The organism is Cupriavidus sp. GA3-3, assembly GCF_000389805.1.
Classification (GTDB): Bacteria; Pseudomonadota; Gammaproteobacteria; order Burkholderiales; family Burkholderiaceae; genus Cupriavidus; species Cupriavidus necator_D.
This window is the reverse complement of record NZ_KB944504.1, coordinates 24,491-41,369: the sequence shown is the minus strand read 5'-3', so window position 1 is coordinate 41,369 and position 16,879 is coordinate 24,491. Positions and strand designations below refer to the sequence as shown.

Here is a 16,879-nt window from a genome sequence, read left to right as displayed (position 1 = left end):
GCGCGCGGCGCACAGGCGGGCCGCGGCATAGCGCCACGCCGGGCCGGCCTGGCTGCAAGGTGGCCCCGGGGCGGGTAAACTGGCCGGTCCCAGCCTCCTTGCCACCGCCATGACCGCCCTGCCTATCTCCTTCGACGACGTCGCCGCCGCACACGAACGCATCCGCGCGGCGGCTCACCGCACCCCGGTGCTGACCTCCGCCACCGCGAACGTGGCCACCGGCGCGCAGCTGTTCTTCAAGGCCGAGAACTTCCAGCGCATCGGCGCCTTCAAGTTCCGCGGCGCCTACAACGCCATCGCCCAGTTCACGCCGCAGCAGAAGGCGGGCGGCGTGCTGGCGTTCTCTTCCGGCAACCATGCGCAGGCGATCGCGCTGTCGGCCCGGTTGCTGGGCGTGCAGGCGGTGATCGTGATGCCGCAGGACGCCCCCGCGATCAAGATCGAAGCCACGCGCGGCTATGGCGCCGAAGTGGTGCTGTACGACCGCTACCAGGATGATCGCGAAGCGCTGGGCCGGCGCATCGCCGCCGAGCGCGGCATGACGCTGATCCCGCCGTATGACCATCCGCACGTGATGGCGGGGCAGGGCACGGCGGCCAAGGAGCTGTTCGAGGAAACCGGGCCGCTGGACATGCTGGTGGTGTGCCTCGGCGGTGGCGGGCTGCTGTCGGGCTGCGCGGTGGCGGCCCGGGCGATGTCGCCCGGCTGTGCCGTGTACGGCGTCGAACCCGAGGCCGGCAACGATGGCCAGCGCAGCCTGCGCAGCGGCGAGATCGTCCGCATCGACACCCCGCGCACCATTGCCGACGGCGCGCAGACGCCGTTCCTGGGCAACCACACATTTGCCGTGATCCGCGAGCTGGTGACGGACATCGTCACGGTGTCGGATGCGGAACTGGTCGACACCATGAAGTTCTTCGCCGGGCGCATGAAGATCGTGGCTGAGCCCACCGGCTGCCTGGCCGCCGCCGCGGTGCTGCACGGCAAGCTGGATGTGAAGGGCAAGCGCGTGGGGATCATCATCTCGGGCGGCAATGTCGACCTGGGCGCCTTCGGCAGCTTCCTGCTGGGCTGAGTCGGGCGGCAGGGAATCCTGGACTGGCCCTGGCCGTCTAACCTGCAATCCGCGACGACAAAGCCAGGGGCGGCCATGACGGACAAGCGCCACTATGACGTGCTGGACACCGGCGCCGGCAAGCCGGTCAAGCTGTGGACGCGCGGCGTCCCGGTGGAAGGCGCTGCCCGCGAGCAACTGCTGAACACGGCGCGGATGCCGTTCATCTTCCGCCATCTTGCGGTGATGCCGGATGTACATCTGGGCAAGGGCTCGACCATCGGCTCGGTGATCCCGACCGTGGGCGCGGTGATTCCCGCCGCGGTGGGCGTGGATATCGGCTGCGGCATGATGGCCGTGAAGACCTCGCTCACCGCCGCTGACCTGCCCGACAACCTCGGGCCGCTGCGCAGCGCGATCGAGCACGCCGTTCCTCACGGTCGCACCGCGCAGGGCGGGCGGCGCGACCAGGGGGCCTGGGGCTCGGCGCCGGCGCCCGTTGACGCGGCATGGGCCGAAATGGCGCCGGGCTTTCGCCGCATCACCGACAAGTATCCGCACCTGGCGCGCACCAACCATCGCAATCACCTGGGCACGCTCGGCACCGGCAACCACTTTATCGAGGTGTGCCTGGTCGAGGCCCAGTCAGTCTGGTTCATGCTGCACAGCGGCTCGCGCGGCGTCGGCAATGCCATCGGCACGACCTTCATTTCGCTGGCGCAGCAGGACATGCGCAAGCACCTCGCCAACCTGCCGGACCGCGACCTGGCCTACCTGGTCGAAGGCTCCACGCACTACGAGGACTACATCTTCGCCGTGTCATGGGCCCAGGCCTACGCGCGCCGCAACCGCGAGCTGATGATGGAGGCGGTGCTGGCCGCTGCGCAGCACGTGCTGCGCAAGCCCTTCCAGGCGCAGCTGGAGGCGGTCAACTGCCACCACAACTACGTGCAGAAGGAGCATCACTTCGGCGCCGACGTGCTGGTAACGCGCAAGGGCGCGGTCAGTGCGCGCGTGGGCGAGCTGGGCATCATCCCGGGATCGATGGGCGCGCGCTCGTTCATCGTGCGCGGCAAGGGCAACCCGGAATCGTTCTGCTCATGCAGCCACGGCGCGGGGCGCACCATGAGCCGCAGCGAGGCCAAGCGCCGTTTCACCGTGGCCGACCAGGTGCATGCGACCGAGGGGGTCGAATGCCGCAAGGACGCCGCGGTGATCGACGAGATCCCGATGGCGTACAAGGACATCGACGCGGTGATGGCGGCGCAGGCTGACCTGGTGGAGATCGTGCACACGTTGCGGCAGGTGGTGTGCGTGAAAGGCTGAACGGCGGTTGCCCTCGCCGCCGAGCGGCCTCTGGCAGGGGCATCCGGCACTGAATCCGCCCTGCGCAGAGGCATTGCAGCCGGGGCCACTCTACTGGAAGATCAGCGTGCTCACCGGTTGTCCGTTTGCACCGAAGAAAGTGAACTTGGACGAGACAAAGCTGATGTTTCCGCTGGTGTCGATCCGGAACGTGGTTTCCTCCTCTCCGACCCGGGCATTGCTGTTATCGAACTCTGTGTTGAGGAATGTCACGAGGAGCGTGGTCCCAGAATCGGGTGCCACGGAAAAGGACTGGGTGAGCGAGCCCAGTTTCGCGGCTTGCGTGTTGTCCGAGAAAATCGTGGCGGTTGCCAGCGGGCCGGAGTCGCCAGCCTTTACAGTTGCCGGGAATGTGTAGTCGGCGAAAGCCGCATAACCATCCGCCCCCTGGTCGATAGCGACCACGGCAAAGGTTGCCGAGTTTCTGAAGATAAACCTGGTGCCCGAAAACGGCTCCGAGTTTCCGTTCGTGATGACTGTGCCTGTGACGGTTTCGGTGGTCTTCAGGACAACGGCGCTGTTCAGCGTGGCGGAATCGGCTGGCGCCGCGTTGAGCGTTCCTGAGCCTGAAACTGGCTTATTCTCGACTGAACCGGAGATGGAAAAATTCGCGGTTATGCCGTTGGCCGCCAGCGCCGCCATGGCGGTGGTGAGCGGCACTGTCAGCGTTTGCGCCGGCGGACTCGCTGCCTCGCTGCTGCCGCCGTCATCTCCGCCGCCGCCACAGCTGCCAAGTAAGAACGAAAATGCGAACAAAAATAAGAATCTCTTGGGCATCGCCGGCTCCTGACGGAAGTGCCCCGGATTCGAAATCTTTGTAAGGCGCGCCGCGGCAGGAAAGGAAGGCTCTGGCGTAAATCGCAGGCTTCTCGTTCCTGCCGATCCTCAAAATGCCAGGCTGCCGGGAAGGCTTGGCTTACGATGGCGTCGCGAAAATTCTCGCGCAACAAATATGCCATCCATGCCATCGCGTTTGATTCTTCTACGTTTTTTCAAGCGTGTATATTCGGCAAACATGCGAAACAACAAGATCGGTTCCGTTTTTGATACGCGCCGTCATCGGCGCCCCATCGCTGCAGGTGAACCTTGATGATGTCGGCGACGGTCGGATTCTGATCCGGCCTGATGGCCAGTTGGCATGCGCCCCCCCGGGGCCACCGGATTGTCGCGGCTGTCCCGCAGGCACGAACGCGCTCTCACGGGGGCTGGCTTGCGCCCGCGTGGCAACGATGTACTACGGGAAGTCGGGGGATCCGTCTGCTGTGGCCTGGCCGGTGCCCCAGCCGGGTCAGTCGACGAGCAGATTTATCTTCGTCGTGAATTTCTGCCAGCGATCGATGTCGGCGCTCACCAGCTTCTGGAATTCAGCGGGCGTACTTGTCGTCGTGGCAAAGCCGAGCTGCGTCAGCGATGCCTTGACCTCGGGCCTGGCGATGGCCCTGGCGATTTCCGTGTTGAGCCTTTGCACGATCTCGGGCGGCGTATTTGCCGGGGCGAGGATGCCGAACCACTGGTCGACGTCATAGCCGGCCACGCCAAGCTCGCTCACGGTGGGTACGTCGGGCAGGAACGGCGAGCGTGCCTTCGACGTGACGGCCAGCGCGCGCAGCTTGTTGCTTTTCAGGTAGGGGATGGTGTTGGTCAGCGTGTTGACGCTGACATCGGCCTGGTTGCCGAGCACGTCGGCGATGGCGGGGGCGCAACCCTTGTACGGCACGTGCAGCATGTCCATCCTTGCCGAGACCTTGAGCAGTTCGCCGGCCAGATGCTGCGGGGTGCCGTTGCCGCACGACGCATAGCTGGGGGGTGATGGGCTCTTGCCCGCCGCCAGCAGGTCGCTGAAGGTGCGGAGTTTCGAGTGCGATGGCACGGCGATCACCGATGGCACCGAAGCGAAGGTGATGACGGCGCTGAAATCGGACTTGGGATTGAACTGCAGCTTCTTGAAGACGCTCGGGTTGATGGCAAAGCTGCTGTTGACGATGAGCAGCGTATAGCCGTCGGCAGGACTCTTGGCGACGAACTCGGCGCCAATATTGCCGCTGGCGCCGGGCCGGTTGTCGATCACCACCGGCTGTCCCAGCGACTTGCTGATGTCGGCCCCGATCAGGCGCGCGAGAGAATCGGTCCCCCCTCCGGCCGGGAACGTCACCACCATGCGGATCGGCTTTTGCGGGAAGGTACTGGCGATATTGGCTTCGGCGCGCCCGGGCAGGGTGCCCAGGCTGCCTGCGACAAACAGGAGCGATGCCAGACTGCTGACGACGGATAGGGGTCTCATTGATATGCCTCGTCGGTTAGGGTGAAGGAAGCGGGAAAGCCGGTCAATCGGGGTCTATACGCACCGCCTGGCAGCACTCGCCGCCGGCGCGCACCAGTGCTGCAGCCGCCTCTAGCGCTTCAGCGGAGTCCGCGTGGATACGGTAGAGCGGTTGCCCTGGCGCCATCTTTGCACCGATCGCGCACAGCATGTCGACCCCGGCACCGCCATCGCGCGGCGCGCCGGCGGCGCGCGCCACGCCGGAAATCTGCAGGCCATCGACGCCCGCCACCCGGCCCCGCGTGGTGGCGGGAACGACCAGCGTATGCGTACCCGGCGCCACTGGATCGCAGCGAACGCCCTGCGCGGCGGCGATGCGATCGAACGCGGCCCTGGCCTTGCCTTCATGCAGCAGCGCCGCCGCAATTTGCATGCCGTGTTCGGGGGAGTCCACGCGGGGATCGAATGCGATGATTTCGCCGGCAAAGCGCAGGGCCTTGTCGCGCAGGTCGGCGGGCGCATCGGGAGCGTTGTCGAGCACGAGTCGGACGTCGCGCACTTCCAGTGCGGGGCCGATGCCGCGGCCGATCGGGCCGCTGCCGTCCGTGACCAGTGCGCGTACGTGCAGGCCCAGTCCCTTGCCGACGTGTTCGAACAGCGCGCCCAGCGCCTCGGCGTCGGCGCGTGTTGCCAGCTTGGTTTGCGGCCCGTAGGGCAGGTCGACGATGACGTGGGTGGCGCCGGCGGTGTACTTTTTCGACAGGATCGACGCCACCGACCAGCGCCGCGAATCGAGCCGCAGCGGTCGCGTGATGGCGTTCATCACATCGTCGACCACGGAATGGTTCAGCCGTCCGTTCCAGGCGATGCAGGCGCGTGCCTGGGCCACGCATCGGCGCACGTCTTCATGCGCCAGGTCGACCCGTGCGATGGTCTCCATGGCATCGGCGGTGCCGGCGGCAGAGGTGATCGCGCGTGACGATGTCTTGGGCATCGCCAGCCCGTAGGCCGCGACGATCGGCACCACGATCAGCGTGATGCGGCTGCCGGGAACGCCGCCCATCGAATGCTTGTCGACGACTACCGGTTCGTCCCAGTCGATGCGGGGTGTGAAGGCGGTACGCGCGCGCGCCAGAGCCACCACTTCCTCGTCCGTGAGCGTGCGGGTTGCGGCAACCAGGAACTGGGTCAGCTCGGCCTCGGTGTAGCGCCCGGCGATGGCGTCCTGCAGCACGGCAACGTAGGCCGCTTCGTCGAGCGGCTCGCCGCGCAGCTTGGCCATAAGGTTGGTGCGGCTGGCCGGCCGTTCGGCGGCGGATGTCCTGGTGCCGGTGCGCAAGGCTTCGACAAAGCGTGCCGTGCCTGCTTCCAGCGTGCTGTGGTTCGACACCGTGATACACGGGACGTGTGGCGGCACCGGAGCTCCCGCGCGTGCCACGCGGCTGGCAACCTGGTCGCCCGATTCCCGCCCGCGTGCGGCAATGCGCCGGGCAAGCACGTCATGCGGTGCCGTTACCAGGACCACCACGAAACGGGGCAAGCGCGCCGCGAGTTCCGCGATGACGCCGCGCGAGCCATTGGCCACGACGTTGCGGCCGCGTTCGAGCTCGCACATCAGGGACTTGGGCAATCCGTAGCGCAGGTCGTGCGCGTCCCAGGTCACCAGGAACTCTCCGCTTCGCTGGCGCCGCGCGAACTCGGCCTCCGTGACACCTTCGTGCTCTTCGCCAGCAGACCCGTCGGGACGCGTGATGACGCGCCGCGCAAAAACGTAGTCGCCGTCGAGCGCGGCACGTGCACCGTCGATCAGGGAGTCCTTGCCAGCGCCACTGGGCCCCACAACAAAGAAGAATGTGCCGGTCGCCTTCATGAGTATTACCTTAGATGTCGAAGTTATGTGGCTATGCTAGCACCGGCCAGGGGGGTGTCAAGATAAGTTCGATGTCTAAGGTAATGCAAACAACGGGCCAGCGCCCGCAAATCCAGTGTGTACGCGGGATTCGCGGACTTGTAGGGGAAAACACGGGGATACGGGTGCGCAGTGACGGTGCCTCATGCATGGGTTGCGGGCATCGTGCACTGATGGAGTGAACGCTACATGGAGAGGCATGGCCGATGAAGCGGTGATGTCGGCGTGCGAGCGCCGGAGGCGCTATCATGTGCGCTGTCGCTGGCACCGGGCCGTCCGCTGCCGCATGCATACGCTCTACTTTCCCTCACGACTATGGCCACAAAGAAACCGGATGCTCCGGTCCCGATCACGCCTGCGGATGAAGCCGATGAAGAACGGCTTGCCCACCTGGTGAAGGATGCCGCCCGGGCCTACATCCGGGCGCTGCAGCTGCGGCTGGCGGAACATTCGGTTTCGTATGGCCACTGGACCATCCTGCGTATCCTGTGGCGCCATGACGGCGTGTCGCAGCGAGAGCTGAGCGAACGCGCCGGGGTGACCGAGCCGACGACGTTTGCGGCAGTCAAGGCGCTGGAGGCGCTGGGCTACGTGGAACGCACGCATCTTCCTGGCAACAGGAAGAAGGTGCATGTGTTCCTGAGCAAGACCGGACGCGGGCTGCGCCGCAAGCTTGAACCGCTGGCGACCGAGGTGAATGAACTCAGCGTGGCAGGGCTGAGCGAAGAAGACGTGCTGACCACGCGCCGCGTGCTGATCACAATTGCGAAGCGGCTGGTCGCCGACGAAGCCGCGTCGGCGGAACATGGCCGGCGGGTCCCGTCCACCCAGGAGGTAGGGCGCCTGCTCTCGGACCTGTAGACGACCCGCAACGGAAAAGACCCTCGCCGGGCGAGACCGGCAAGGGTGAATGCCTTGGGTAGAAGGCGTGAATCGGTCAGGGGGCCTGAGCCCCGCGGGTGTCAGGCTTCGTCGAGCCCGATGTCCACGGCAGGGGCCGACTGGGTGATCTTGCTCGTGGAGATGTAGTCCACGCCCGTTTCCGCCACGGCCCGGATCGTTTCCAGGCGGATGCCGCCTGACGCCTCGACTTTGGTCCGGCCATTGACGATCTGCACGGCTTCCTTCATGTCGGGCACCGACATGTTGTCCAGCATGATCACGTCGACACCGGTTGCCAGTGCTTCGTGCACCTGTTCCAGCCGGTCGCATTCCACTTCCAGCTTGGTCAGCACGGGCAGCTTGCGGCGCACGCGTGCCACGGCGGCAGCGATGCTGCCGCACACGGCGATGTGGTTGTCCTTGATCATCACGCCGTTGTCCAGGCTCAGCCGGTGGTTCAGGCCGCCGCCGCAGGTCACCGCATGCTTTTCCAGCGCGCGCAGGCCCGGCGTGGTCTTGCGGCTGTCGATCAGGCGCGCCTTGGTATGGGCAATGGCCTGGGCATAGGTTGCCGTATGGTTGGCGATGCCGCACAGACGCTGCATGATGTTCAGCGCGGTGCGCTCGGCCGTCAGGACGCTGCGTGCATTGCCGCTCACGTTAAGCAGCACCGCGCCTTTTTCAACCTTGTCGCCGTCGGCGACGCGCACATCGACCGACAGCGTCGGATCGTAGCGCGCGAAGATGCGTGCCGCCACGTCGATGCCGGCGATAAGCATCGGCTCGCGGGCGTTCATGCAGAAGGTGCCGGTCTCTCCCGGTTCAATCATGGTCTGGACGGTCAAGTCGCAGATGCCGATGTCTTCGGTCAGCCAGAGGTCGATCAGCTTGTCGGTGGCGAAAATGTCGTACATGAAGGGCTCCTGAACGGTGGTTGCGGTACCTCATAAAGCTTAGAGATCGAAGTACATGGCGCAATACTAGCCCTTTCAGGCGCCATGTCAAGTAATATTCGAGATCTAAGATAAAGCGCAAACCTACCGCGCAAACTGCCCCAGCACCGTCCCGACCGCCTCCAGCCCCGCCTCGATCATATGCTGCATGTAGGTGCCCATCTGCGGCATTACCAGCATCAGCACCAGCAGGCCGCCGGACAGCGTGACCGGGAAGCCGACCGCAAAGATCGACAGTTGCGGCGAGGCGCGGTTGAGGATGCCCATCGCCAGGTTCAGCGTCAGCAGCGCCGCGATCATCGGCAGCGCCAGCAGCAGCCCGGACGAGAACACCATGCCGCCGGCGCGGGCCACGGCCATGGCGCCGCCGGCGGACAGCGGCGTGCCGCCGATGGGCAGGCCGCGGAAGCTGTCGACCAGCGCGCCCAGCATCAGCAGGTGGCCGTCCAGCGCCAGGAACAGCAGCATCGCGATCAGGTTCAGGAAGCGCGACAGCACCATGGTCTGGCCACCGGCGGCGCGGTCGAAGAACGAGGCAAAGGACAGGCCCATCTGCAGGCCGATGATTTCGCCGGCCTGCTGCACGGTGGCAAAGACCAGCCGCATGGCGAAGCCGGTGGCCAGGCCGATGCCGACTTCGTTGAGGATGATCATCAGCCCGCCGAAGGAGTACACCGGCACCACCGGCAGCTGCGCGATGGTGGGCGATACCACCACCGCGACCATCGCGGACAGCGCGATCTTGGCGCGGCGCGGGATGGTGGACTCACCGAACAGCGGCGCGGTGCCGATCAGGGCCAGGATGCGGAAGAAAGGCCACAGGAACGCCGCGAGCCAGCTGTAGAGCTGGGCTGAGGTGAATTCGACCACGGGCGGGAGGGCGGGGGGCTGGCCAGCGTCAGTGCGCCAGCGCGGGAATGCTCTGGAACACCTCGCGCATGTAGTCGACCATGGAATTGATCATCCACGGCCCCGCCAGCACCATGGTGGCGAACAGCGCGATCAGCTTGGGGATGAAGCTCAGCGTCATCTCGTTGATCTGCGTCGCGGCCTGGAACAGGCTCACCACCAGGCCGGCGGCCAGCGCCACCAGCAGCAGCGGGGCGGCCAGCAGCAGGGTCATCTTCATCGCCTGGGTGGCGATGGTCATTACGGTCTCGGGTGTCATGGCTCGGACTCTGCGGTGGGTGGCGGGCGTTGGGGCCGTGTCAGTTCATGAAGCTCTGCGCCAGCGAACCGAGCAGCAGCTGCCAGCCGTCGACCAGCACGAACAGCATCAGCTTGAACGGCAGCGAGATGGTGGCCGGCGGCACCATCATCATCCCCATCGCCATCAGCACGCTGGCGACGACCAGGTCGATGATCAGGAACGGGATGAAGATGGTGAAGCCGATCTGGAACGCGGTCTTCAACTCGCTGGTGACGAAGGCCGGCACCAGGATGCTGAGCGGCACTTCCTCGGGGCCCTGCATCTCAGGCGCCTTGGCCATCTGCGCGAACATGGCCAGGTCTTTCTCGCGGGTCTGGCGCAGCATGAAGGCCTTGAGCGGCTCCGCGGCCTTGGCCGCGGCGGCTTCCAGGCTGATCTTGTTTTCCGACAGCGGCTTGTAGGCGTCGTTGTAGACACGGTCGAACACCGGTGCCATCACGAAGAAGGTCAGGAACAGCGACAGGCCCACCAGCACCTGGTTGGGCGGCGAGGTGGCGGTGCCCAGTGCGCTGCGCAGCAGGCCCAGCACGATGATGATGCGGGTGAAGCCGGTCATCAGCAGCATCGCCGCAGGCAGGAACGACAGCGAGGTCAGCAGCACCAGCGTCTGCACCGGCAGCGACCAGATCTGGCCGCCGCCCGGGGCGGGCTTGCTGATGACGCCGGGCAGTGCCTGGGCCCAGGCCGGCGCGGGCGCCAGCGCGGCAATGGCCAGCATCAGCGCGAGCAGGGACAGCAGCGGGCCCGGCAGCGGGCGCCGCAGCGCGGCACGCGGGGAATTCATGACTTGAAGTGATTTTGCATCGAACGCAGCAGCTTTTCGGCAAAGGTGCCGCCACCCGGCTGTTGCGAAGGGCCTGCACCGCCGGTGGCGGCGAGGGGATTGGCTGCGGTGGTGCCCGCAGGCAGGGTATGCAGTGGCCGGATTTCGCCGGGGCTCACGCCCAGCACCAGCCAGGTATCGCCCACTTCCACCAGCACCAGGCGCTGGCGTGCGCCGAGCATGGTGCTGCCGACCACCTTCATCGCGCCGCCGGTGGCCTGACGGACCAGGCCGGCACGCCGGGCCACCCAGGCCATGCCCAGGATCAGCGCGACGATGGCGAACAGCCCCAGCCCGGCCTGCGCCAGGCTGGCCGCGCCGCTGATGGCGGGCGCGTGCGTGCCGTCGGCGGCCATGGCGGCCCCCGGCAGCGCCGCAAGCACGGCCAGGCTGGCGCGCGTGTGCATGATCATTTGTTCAGCTTCCGGATGCGTTCGGACGGCGTGATGATGTCCGTCAGGCGGATGCCGAACTTGTCGTTCACCACCACTACCTCGCCCTGCGCGATCAGGTAGCCGTTGACCAGCACGTCCATCGGTTCGCCGGCCAGGCCGTCCAGCTCCACCACCGAGCCCTGCGCCAGCTGCAGCAGGTTCTTGATGGGCACCTTGGTGCGGCCCAGTTCCACGGTCAGCTGCACCGGGATATCGAGAATCATCTCGATATCGTTGCGGAAGCCGCTCGGCGCTTCCTTCGCCAGCGGCTGGAACACGGTGGCGGCGGCCGGAGTGGCCGCGGGTTGGGCCGCCGGTGCGGCAGCTGCGGGGATCCCGGCGGATGTGGCGCTGGTCTGCTCGGCCAGCGCGCTGGCCCAGTCGTCCATCGGATCGACGGGCTTGTCCTCGATGCCGTCACTCATAATCGCTGTCCTCGGTGTCCAGGTGGGAATCGCCGTCCTGGTGATTGATCATTCGTTCTACCCGCAGCGCGTACTGGCCGTTCATCGTGCCGAAGCCGCATTGCATGACGGGCACGCCGTCCACCTTGCCGAACACCTTCTCCGGCAGCTCGATTGGCAGCACGTCGCCGGCGCGCATCGCCAGCACTTCGGCCACGGTGCTCTGCAGGTGCGCGAACTCGGCCACCAGCTCCACCTCGGCCGCGCGCAGCTGCGTGGACAGTTGCGTGACCCAGCCCTTGTCGACTTCCTTCTCGTCCTGCAGCGGATTCATCAGCAGGTCCTTGAGCGGCTCGATCATCGCGTACGGCAGGCACACGTGGAGCTGCCCGCCGACGGCGCCCAGTTCGATATGGAAGGCGGTGGTCACCACGGCCTCGTTGTGGGTGGCGACGTTGGCAAACTTGGGGTGCATCTCCGAGCGGATGTACTCGGTCTCGATCGGGTGCACGGTGCGCCAGGCGTTGCCGTAGCTGGCCAGCGTCAGCTCCAGCATGCGCTGGATGATGCGCTGCTCGGTCTGGGTGAAGTCGCGGCCTTCCACGCGGGTGTGGAAGCGGCCGTCGCCGCCGAACAGGTTGTCCACCACCAGAAACACCAGGTTCGGGTCGTAGACGAACAGCGCCGTGCCGCGCAGCGGCTTCAGGTGGACCAGGTTCAGGTTGGTCGGCATCGGCAGGTTGCGCGCGAAGTCGCCGAATTTCTCGATCCTGATGCTGCCCACGGTGATGTCCGCGCCGCGGCGGATGAAATTGAACAGCGCCGTGCGCATCGAGCGCGCAAAGCGCTCGTTGATGATTTCCAGCGTGTGCAGGCGGCCGCGGATGATGCGCTCCTGCGTGGCCAGGTTGTAGGGGCGCACACCGCCCTCGTCGAGCGCAGGCTCGCTGGCCTTGGGCGTATCGGCTTCGCCGGATACGCCCTTGAGCAGCTCGTCGACCTCGTCTTGCGAGAGGAACTTGTCGTAGGCCATCTAGTGTCCTGCCCCTTGTGCGGCGTTATGGATGAATCCGGTGCGGCCCTGGCTTGCGCTTACTGCACCACGAAAGAGGTGAAGAGCACGTCCAGCACCCGCTGCGCCGGCAGGCCGCTGGCAAACGGCTTGCTGATGGTGTCGCGGATGTCGTCGGCCAGCTTGCGCTTGCCTTCGACGGTGGCCAGGTCGGCCGGCTGCCTGGCCGACAGCAGCAGCAGGATGCGGCTGCGTGCCTCGGGCAGGTACTGGGCCAGGCGAGCCTGGGTCTCGGCATCGGCCACCTTCAGTGACAGGCCGGTGTGCAGGAAGCGGTCGCCGTCGTCGCTGCGCAGGTTGACGGTGAACGCGTCCAGCGGCACGAAGATCGGCGGCGGCACGACCGGGGCGGCAGGCGCCGCCGGCTGGCGGTTGCTCAGCACGCTGCCCAGCACGAAGCCTCCGGCGCCCAGTGCCACCACCAGCACGCCGGCGCCGATCAGCAGCAGCCGGCCGCGCTTGCCTGTGTTGCCAGTCCGGGGAGGGGAAGCCGTGTTCGCCATGAGAAGCCTGTATCGGAATGCCTGCCATTCTTCCGGAATCGCAGGCCAGCAAAGGGCCGAAAAAAAGGGGGAAACCCTTTCAGCTTGGCCATTTGAGCGGAAAGGGAGCAGGCACGGCTACGCGAGCGGGCGCCGTTTGTTGCGCGCCTGCAGGCTGGTTAACGCTTGATGTCGTGTGAACTTGAGTGCCGGTGCAAGCTGCCGCGATTCCTGGCCGGGCCGCCGGGCAGGTCGCGGGAGCGCCGCCATGCATTCCCTACTACGCCAGTCGGGTAGTGATTCATGTGGGTTTGCACGTCCTTCAATCTCCAATACGTTGATTTGCATGATATTTTTTGTCTTCACTCTTATATAAGATATAAGACATTTGACCAGGGAGCGGCTTCAGACTACAATCGCGACGTAACGAGATTTTCTAAACCTAATTACTCAGCAGGTTCCCATGCTTGAAAACTATCGCGCACATGTGGCCGAGCGCGCCGCGCTTGGCATCCCCCCTCTGCCCCTGACCGCCAAGCAGACGGCCGAGCTGGTCGAACTGCTGAAGAACCCGCCCGCCGGTGAAGAGCAGACCCTGGTGGAGCTGATCACCTACCGCGTGCCGGCCGGCGTGGATGACGCCGCCAAGGTCAAGGCCTCGTACCTGGCCGCCGTGGCGCTGGGCAAGGAAAAGTGCGCGCTGATCTCGCGCGCCAAGGCGACCGAGCTGCTGGGCACCATGCTGGGCGGCTACAACATCTCGCCGCTGATCGAGCTGCTGGACGATGCCGAAGTGGGCACCGTCGCCGCCGAGGCGCTGAAGAAGACCCTGCTGATGTTCGACGCCTTCCACGATGTGAAGGAAAAGGCCGACCAGGGCAATGCCAACGCCAAGGCCGTGCTGCAAAGCTGGGCCGACGCCGAGTGGTTCACCAGCCGTCCGGAAGTGCCGCAAAGCCTGACCATCACCGTGTTCAAGGTGCCGGGCGAAACCAACACCGACGACCTGTCGCCGGCCCCGGACGCCACCACCCGCCCGGACATCCCGATGCACGCGCTGGCCATGCTGAAGAACAAGCGCGAAGGCGCTGCGTTCCAGCCGGAAGAAGACGGCAAGCGCGGCCCGGTCAAGTTCATTGAATCGCTGAAGGAAAAGGGCCACCTGGTCGCCTACGTGGGCGACGTGGTCGGTACCGGCTCCAGCCGCAAGTCCGCCACCAACTCGGTGCTGTGGTTCACCGGCGAAGACATCCCGTTCATCCCGAACAAGCGCTTCGGCGGCGTGTGCCTGGGCAACAAGATCGCCCCGATCTTCTACAACACCATGGAAGACGCCGGCGCGCTGCCGATCGAGCTGGACGTGTCGAAGATGGAAATGGGCGACGTGGTCGAACTGCGCCCGTATGAAGGCAAGGCCCTGAAGGACGGCGCAGTGATCGCCGAGTTCAAGGTCAAGTCCGACGTGCTGTTCGATGAAGTCCGCGCCGGCGGCCGTATTCCCCTGATCGTCGGCCGTGGCCTGACCGCCAAGGCGCGCGAAGCGCTGGGCCTGGCCCCGTCGACGCTGTTCCGCCTGCCGCAGAACCCGGCCGATACCGGCCGCGGCTTCACGCTGGCGCAGAAGATGGTCGGCCGCGCCTGCGGCCTGCCTGAAGGCAAGGGCATCCGCCCGGGCACCTACTGCGAACCGAAGATGACCTCGGTGGGCTCGCAGGACACCACCGGCCCGATGACCCGCGACGAACTGAAGGACCTGGCCTGCCTGGGCTTCTCGGCCGACCTGGTGATGCAGTCGTTCTGCCACACCGCCGCCTATCCGAAGCCGGTCGACGTCAAGACCCACCACACGCTGCCCGAGTTCATCAGCACCCGCGGGGGCATCTCGCTGCGCCCGGGCGACGGCGTGATCCACTCGTGGCTGAACCGCATGCTGCTGCCCGACACCGTCGGCACCGGCGGCGATTCGCACACCCGCTTCCCGATCGGCATCAGCTTCCCCGCAGGTTCGGGCCTGGTGGCCTTTGCCGCCGCCACCGGCGTGATGCCGCTGGACATGCCGGAATCGGTGCTGGTCCGCTTCAAGGGCAAGATGCAGCCCGGCGTGACGCTGCGCGACCTGGTCAACGCGATTCCGCTGTACGCGATCAAGCAAGGCCTGCTGACCGTGGCCAAGCAAGGCAAGAAGAACATCTTCTCGGGCCGCGTCCTGGAAATCGAAGGCCTGCCCGACCTGAAGGTCGAGCAAGCGTTCGAGCTGTCGGATGCATCGGCTGAGCGCTCGGCCGCCGGTTGCACGGTGCGCCTGAACAAGGACCCGATCATCGAATACATCAACAGCAACATCACGCTGCTGAAGTGGATGATCGCCCAGGGCTACCAGGACCCGCGCAGCCTGCAGCGCCGCATCAAGGCCATGGAAGCGTGGCTGGCCGATCCCAAGCTGCTGGAGCCGGACGCCGACGCCGAATACGCCGCCGTGATCGAGATCGACCTGGCCGACGTGCATGAGCCGATCGTGGCCTGCCCGAACGACCCGGACGACGTCAAGACGCTGTCCGAGGTGGCCGGCGCCAAGATCGACGAAGTGTTTATCGGTTCGTGCATGACCAACATCGGCCACTTCCGCGCAGCCTCCAAGCTGCTGGAAGGCAAGCGCGACATCCCGGTCAAGCTGTGGGTGGCTCCGCCGACCAAGATGGACCAGAAGCAGCTGACCGAGGAAGGCCACTATGGCGTGTTCGGCACCGCCGGTGCCCGCACCGAAATGCCGGGCTGCTCGCTGTGCATGGGCAACCAGGCACAGGTGCGCGAAGGCGCCACGGTGATGTCGACCAGCACGCGTAACTTCCCGAACCGCCTGGGCAAGAACACCAACGTGTACCTGGGTTCCGCCGAACTGGCGGCGATCTGCTCGCGCCTGGGCCGTATCCCGACCAAGGAAGAGTACATGGCCGACATGGGCGTGCTCAACGCCAATGGCGACAAGATCTACAAGTACATGAACTTCGACCAGATCGAGGACTTCAAGGAAGTGGCCGACGGCGTGACGGTGTAAGCCGCGCAGTCAGGCTGGCATGAAGAAGGGGCCCCGCTTGCGGGGCCCTTTTGTATTTGGATTTCGCCGGCTTGACGGGTGGCATACGCAGGGAGAACACCTTGCTCAGGCTAGTTCGGGCGGTTTTGGAGCACCCAGCGGAATCCCCTGGTGCGCGGCGTACGCCACCACCTCCGCGGTATTGTGCAGGTCGAGCTTGCGCATCAGGTTCTCGCGGTGCTTGCGCGCAGTCAGCGGGCTGATGTCGAGTTGCGCGGCAATGTCGCCGGCGGTGGCGCCGCGCGCGATCAGCATCAGGATCTGCAGTTCGCGCCGGGTGAGCGTGGCAATTCCGTCCGGTGCCGCGGTGGCCGGTGCAGTGGCGCGCGCGGCCACGAAGTTGCGGCCCTCGCGCAGGGCCATGAGCGCGGGCACCAGTTCGCTGATATCGCCGCTCTTGACCAGGTAGCCATTGGCGCCCGCATCGATCGCCGCGTGGGCCATGCCCGCGCCCGCGCTGCCGGTCAGCACCAGGATGCGCAGCGCAGGATGCCTTGTGCGCAGGCGTTCCACGAAGGCCAGGCCATCGACGCCGGGCATGCCCAGGTCCATCACCAGCAGGTCGGTCGGTACCCGTTCCAGGAGCCCCAGCAGTTGCGCGCCATCTGCTGCCTCGCCCGCCAGCACCAGGTTGCCGACGCCGGACAGCACCTGCTTGAGGCCCTCCAGCACGATGGCATGGTCATCGGCGAGGGCCACGCGGGTCGGGACGGAAAAGCGGCTCATCGCGGCAGGTGCATCGGTGGCGAATGGGAAAGGGAAGGTGGTATAAAACGGCAGCCCGTCAGTCCGGCAGCTGCAGGTGGCCTGCTGAATGCCCCAATGAACCGGCGGCCGGCTGGATTATAGCGTTGCACGCCCAACCTGCCCCACGGCCTACCTAGCATGCGCAAGCTTCCGTTGTCCTGTTGCCGTACCGTTTCCTGCCGCCCGCAAC

16 protein-coding genes are annotated in these 16,879 nt (G+C 65.9%); 4 read left to right on the top strand and 12 right to left on the bottom strand.

Annotated elements, in window-relative coordinates:
* The first annotated feature begins 109 nt into the window (after positions 1 to 109).
* On the top strand, positions 110 to 1,075 hold the full coding sequence (locus C265_RS28685; RefSeq protein WP_010810406.1) for a threo-3-hydroxy-L-aspartate ammonia-lyase: 966 nt from the start codon (positions 110 to 112) through the stop codon (positions 1,073 to 1,075).
* 75 nt (positions 1,076 to 1,150) lie between these two features.
* On the top strand, positions 1,151 to 2,380 hold the full coding sequence (locus tag C265_RS28680; RefSeq protein ID WP_010810405.1) for an RtcB family protein: 1,230 nt from the start codon (positions 1,151 to 1,153) through the stop codon (positions 2,378 to 2,380).
* 90 nt (positions 2,381 to 2,470) lie between these two features.
* Here the strand turns inward: C265_RS28680 and C265_RS28675 are convergent, their stop codons facing one another.
* The 3 genes from C265_RS28675 to phnN form a co-directional block, all read right to left on the bottom strand.
* The gene (locus C265_RS28675) at positions 2,471 to 3,196 is read right to left on the bottom strand and encodes a hypothetical protein (RefSeq protein WP_010810404.1); all 726 of its coding nucleotides are present in this window, start codon (positions 3,194 to 3,196) and stop codon (positions 2,471 to 2,473) included.
* 511 nt (positions 3,197 to 3,707) lie between these two features.
* Entirely contained in the window at positions 3,708 to 4,700 is a 993-nt protein-coding gene (locus C265_RS28670) for a tripartite tricarboxylate transporter substrate binding protein (protein WP_010810403.1), read from the bottom strand.
* Between the two features lie 43 nt (positions 4,701 to 4,743).
* Positions 4,744 to 6,549 (bottom strand): phosphonate metabolism protein/1,5-bisphosphokinase (PRPP-forming) PhnN, encoded by a 1,806-nt coding sequence (gene phnN, locus C265_RS28665; protein WP_010810402.1) that lies wholly within the window; start codon positions 6,547 to 6,549, stop codon positions 4,744 to 4,746.
* A gap of 354 nt (positions 6,550 to 6,903) precedes the next feature.
* Here phnN and C265_RS28660 point away from each other — a divergent pair, with 354 nt between their 5' ends.
* Positions 6,904 to 7,449, top strand: a complete 546-nt coding sequence (locus C265_RS28660) for a MarR family winged helix-turn-helix transcriptional regulator (protein ID WP_010810401.1) — start codon at positions 6,904 to 6,906, stop codon at positions 7,447 to 7,449.
* Positions 7,450 to 7,550: 101 nt separating this feature from the next.
* Here the strand turns inward: C265_RS28660 and nadC are convergent, their stop codons facing one another.
* The 8 genes from nadC to fliL form a co-directional block, all read right to left on the bottom strand.
* Positions 7,551 to 8,384: a carboxylating nicotinate-nucleotide diphosphorylase gene (gene nadC, locus C265_RS28655; RefSeq protein WP_010810400.1), complete on the bottom strand. Its 834-nt coding sequence runs from the start codon at positions 8,382 to 8,384 to the stop codon at positions 7,551 to 7,553.
* Positions 8,385 to 8,507: 123 nt separating this feature from the next.
* A complete protein-coding gene (gene fliR / locus C265_RS28650; RefSeq protein ID WP_010810399.1) occupies positions 8,508 to 9,293 on the bottom strand; it encodes a flagellar biosynthetic protein FliR in 786 nt (261 codons plus the stop codon).
* A gap of 28 nt (positions 9,294 to 9,321) precedes the next feature.
* Positions 9,322 to 9,591, bottom strand: a complete 270-nt coding sequence (fliQ, locus tag C265_RS28645) for a flagellar biosynthesis protein FliQ (protein ID WP_010810398.1) — start codon at positions 9,589 to 9,591, stop codon at positions 9,322 to 9,324.
* 40 nt (positions 9,592 to 9,631) lie between these two features.
* Positions 9,632 to 10,351, bottom strand: coding sequence for a flagellar type III secretion system pore protein FliP (gene fliP, locus C265_RS28640; protein ID WP_136227900.1), 720 nt, complete (start codon positions 10,349 to 10,351; stop codon positions 9,632 to 9,634).
* Positions 10,352 to 10,413: 62 nt separating this feature from the next.
* Positions 10,414 to 10,869: a flagellar biosynthetic protein FliO gene (gene fliO / locus C265_RS28635; protein WP_010810396.1), complete on the bottom strand. Its 456-nt coding sequence runs from the start codon at positions 10,867 to 10,869 to the stop codon at positions 10,414 to 10,416.
* Positions 10,866 to 11,315, bottom strand: coding sequence for a flagellar motor switch protein FliN (gene fliN, locus C265_RS28630; RefSeq protein ID WP_010810395.1), 450 nt, complete (start codon positions 11,313 to 11,315; stop codon positions 10,866 to 10,868). The genes fliO and fliN overlap by 4 nt, the downstream gene beginning before the upstream one ends.
* Complete coding sequence (gene fliM / locus C265_RS28625) at positions 11,308 to 12,327, bottom strand: flagellar motor switch protein FliM (RefSeq protein WP_010810394.1); 1,020 nt, start codon at positions 12,325 to 12,327, stop codon at positions 11,308 to 11,310. Before fliM ends, fliN begins: the two co-directional genes overlap by 8 nt.
* 59 nt (positions 12,328 to 12,386) lie before the next feature.
* Positions 12,387 to 12,869, bottom strand: a complete 483-nt coding sequence (fliL, locus tag C265_RS28620) for a flagellar basal body-associated protein FliL (RefSeq protein ID WP_010810393.1) — start codon at positions 12,867 to 12,869, stop codon at positions 12,387 to 12,389.
* 442 nt (positions 12,870 to 13,311) lie between these two features.
* Between fliL and acnB the strand changes: the two genes are divergently transcribed.
* The gene (gene acnB, locus C265_RS28615; protein WP_010810392.1) at positions 13,312 to 15,903 is read left to right on the top strand and encodes a bifunctional aconitate hydratase 2/2-methylisocitrate dehydratase; all 2,592 of its coding nucleotides are present in this window, start codon (positions 13,312 to 13,314) and stop codon (positions 15,901 to 15,903) included.
* A 105-nt stretch (positions 15,904 to 16,008) separates the two neighbouring features.
* Here acnB and C265_RS28610 read toward each other — a convergent pair whose 3' ends face one another.
* Complete coding sequence (locus tag C265_RS28610) at positions 16,009 to 16,668, bottom strand: response regulator transcription factor (protein WP_010810391.1); 660 nt, start codon at positions 16,666 to 16,668, stop codon at positions 16,009 to 16,011.
* Between the last annotated feature and the right edge of the window lie 211 nt (positions 16,669 to 16,879).

Coding starts and splice junctions, on each gene's coding strand:
- C265_RS28685 (WP_010810406.1), top strand. CDS start 110: ATGACCGCCCTGCCTATCTCCTTCGACGACGTCGCCGCCGCACACGAA.
- C265_RS28680 (WP_010810405.1), top strand. CDS start 1,151: ATGACGGACAAGCGCCACTATGACGTGCTGGACACCGGCGCCGGCAAG.
- C265_RS28675 (WP_010810404.1), bottom strand. CDS start 3,196: ATGCCCAAGAGATTCTTATTTTTGTTCGCATTTTCGTTCTTACTTGGC.
- C265_RS28670 (WP_010810403.1), bottom strand. CDS start 4,700: ATGAGACCCCTATCCGTCGTCAGCAGTCTGGCATCGCTCCTGTTTGTC.
- phnN (WP_010810402.1), bottom strand. CDS start 6,549: ATGAAGGCGACCGGCACATTCTTCTTTGTTGTGGGGCCCAGTGGCGCT.
- C265_RS28660 (WP_010810401.1), top strand. CDS start 6,904: ATGGCCACAAAGAAACCGGATGCTCCGGTCCCGATCACGCCTGCGGAT.
- nadC (WP_010810400.1), bottom strand. CDS start 8,384: ATGTACGACATTTTCGCCACCGACAAGCTGATCGACCTCTGGCTGACC.
- fliQ (WP_010810398.1), bottom strand. CDS start 9,591: ATGACACCCGAGACCGTAATGACCATCGCCACCCAGGCGATGAAGATG.
- fliP (WP_136227900.1), bottom strand. CDS start 10,351: ATGCTGGCCATTGCCGCGCTGGCGCCCGCGCCGGCCTGGGCCCAGGCA.
- fliO (WP_010810396.1), bottom strand. CDS start 10,869: ATGATCATGCACACGCGCGCCAGCCTGGCCGTGCTTGCGGCGCTGCCG.
- fliN (WP_010810395.1), bottom strand. CDS start 11,315: ATGAGTGACGGCATCGAGGACAAGCCCGTCGATCCGATGGACGACTGG.
- fliM (WP_010810394.1), bottom strand. CDS start 12,327: ATGGCCTACGACAAGTTCCTCTCGCAAGACGAGGTCGACGAGCTGCTC.
- fliL (WP_010810393.1), bottom strand. CDS start 12,869: ATGGCGAACACGGCTTCCCCTCCCCGGACTGGCAACACAGGCAAGCGC.
- acnB (WP_010810392.1), top strand. CDS start 13,312: ATGCTTGAAAACTATCGCGCACATGTGGCCGAGCGCGCCGCGCTTGGC.
- C265_RS28610 (WP_010810391.1), bottom strand. CDS start 16,668: ATGAGCCGCTTTTCCGTCCCGACCCGCGTGGCCCTCGCCGATGACCAT.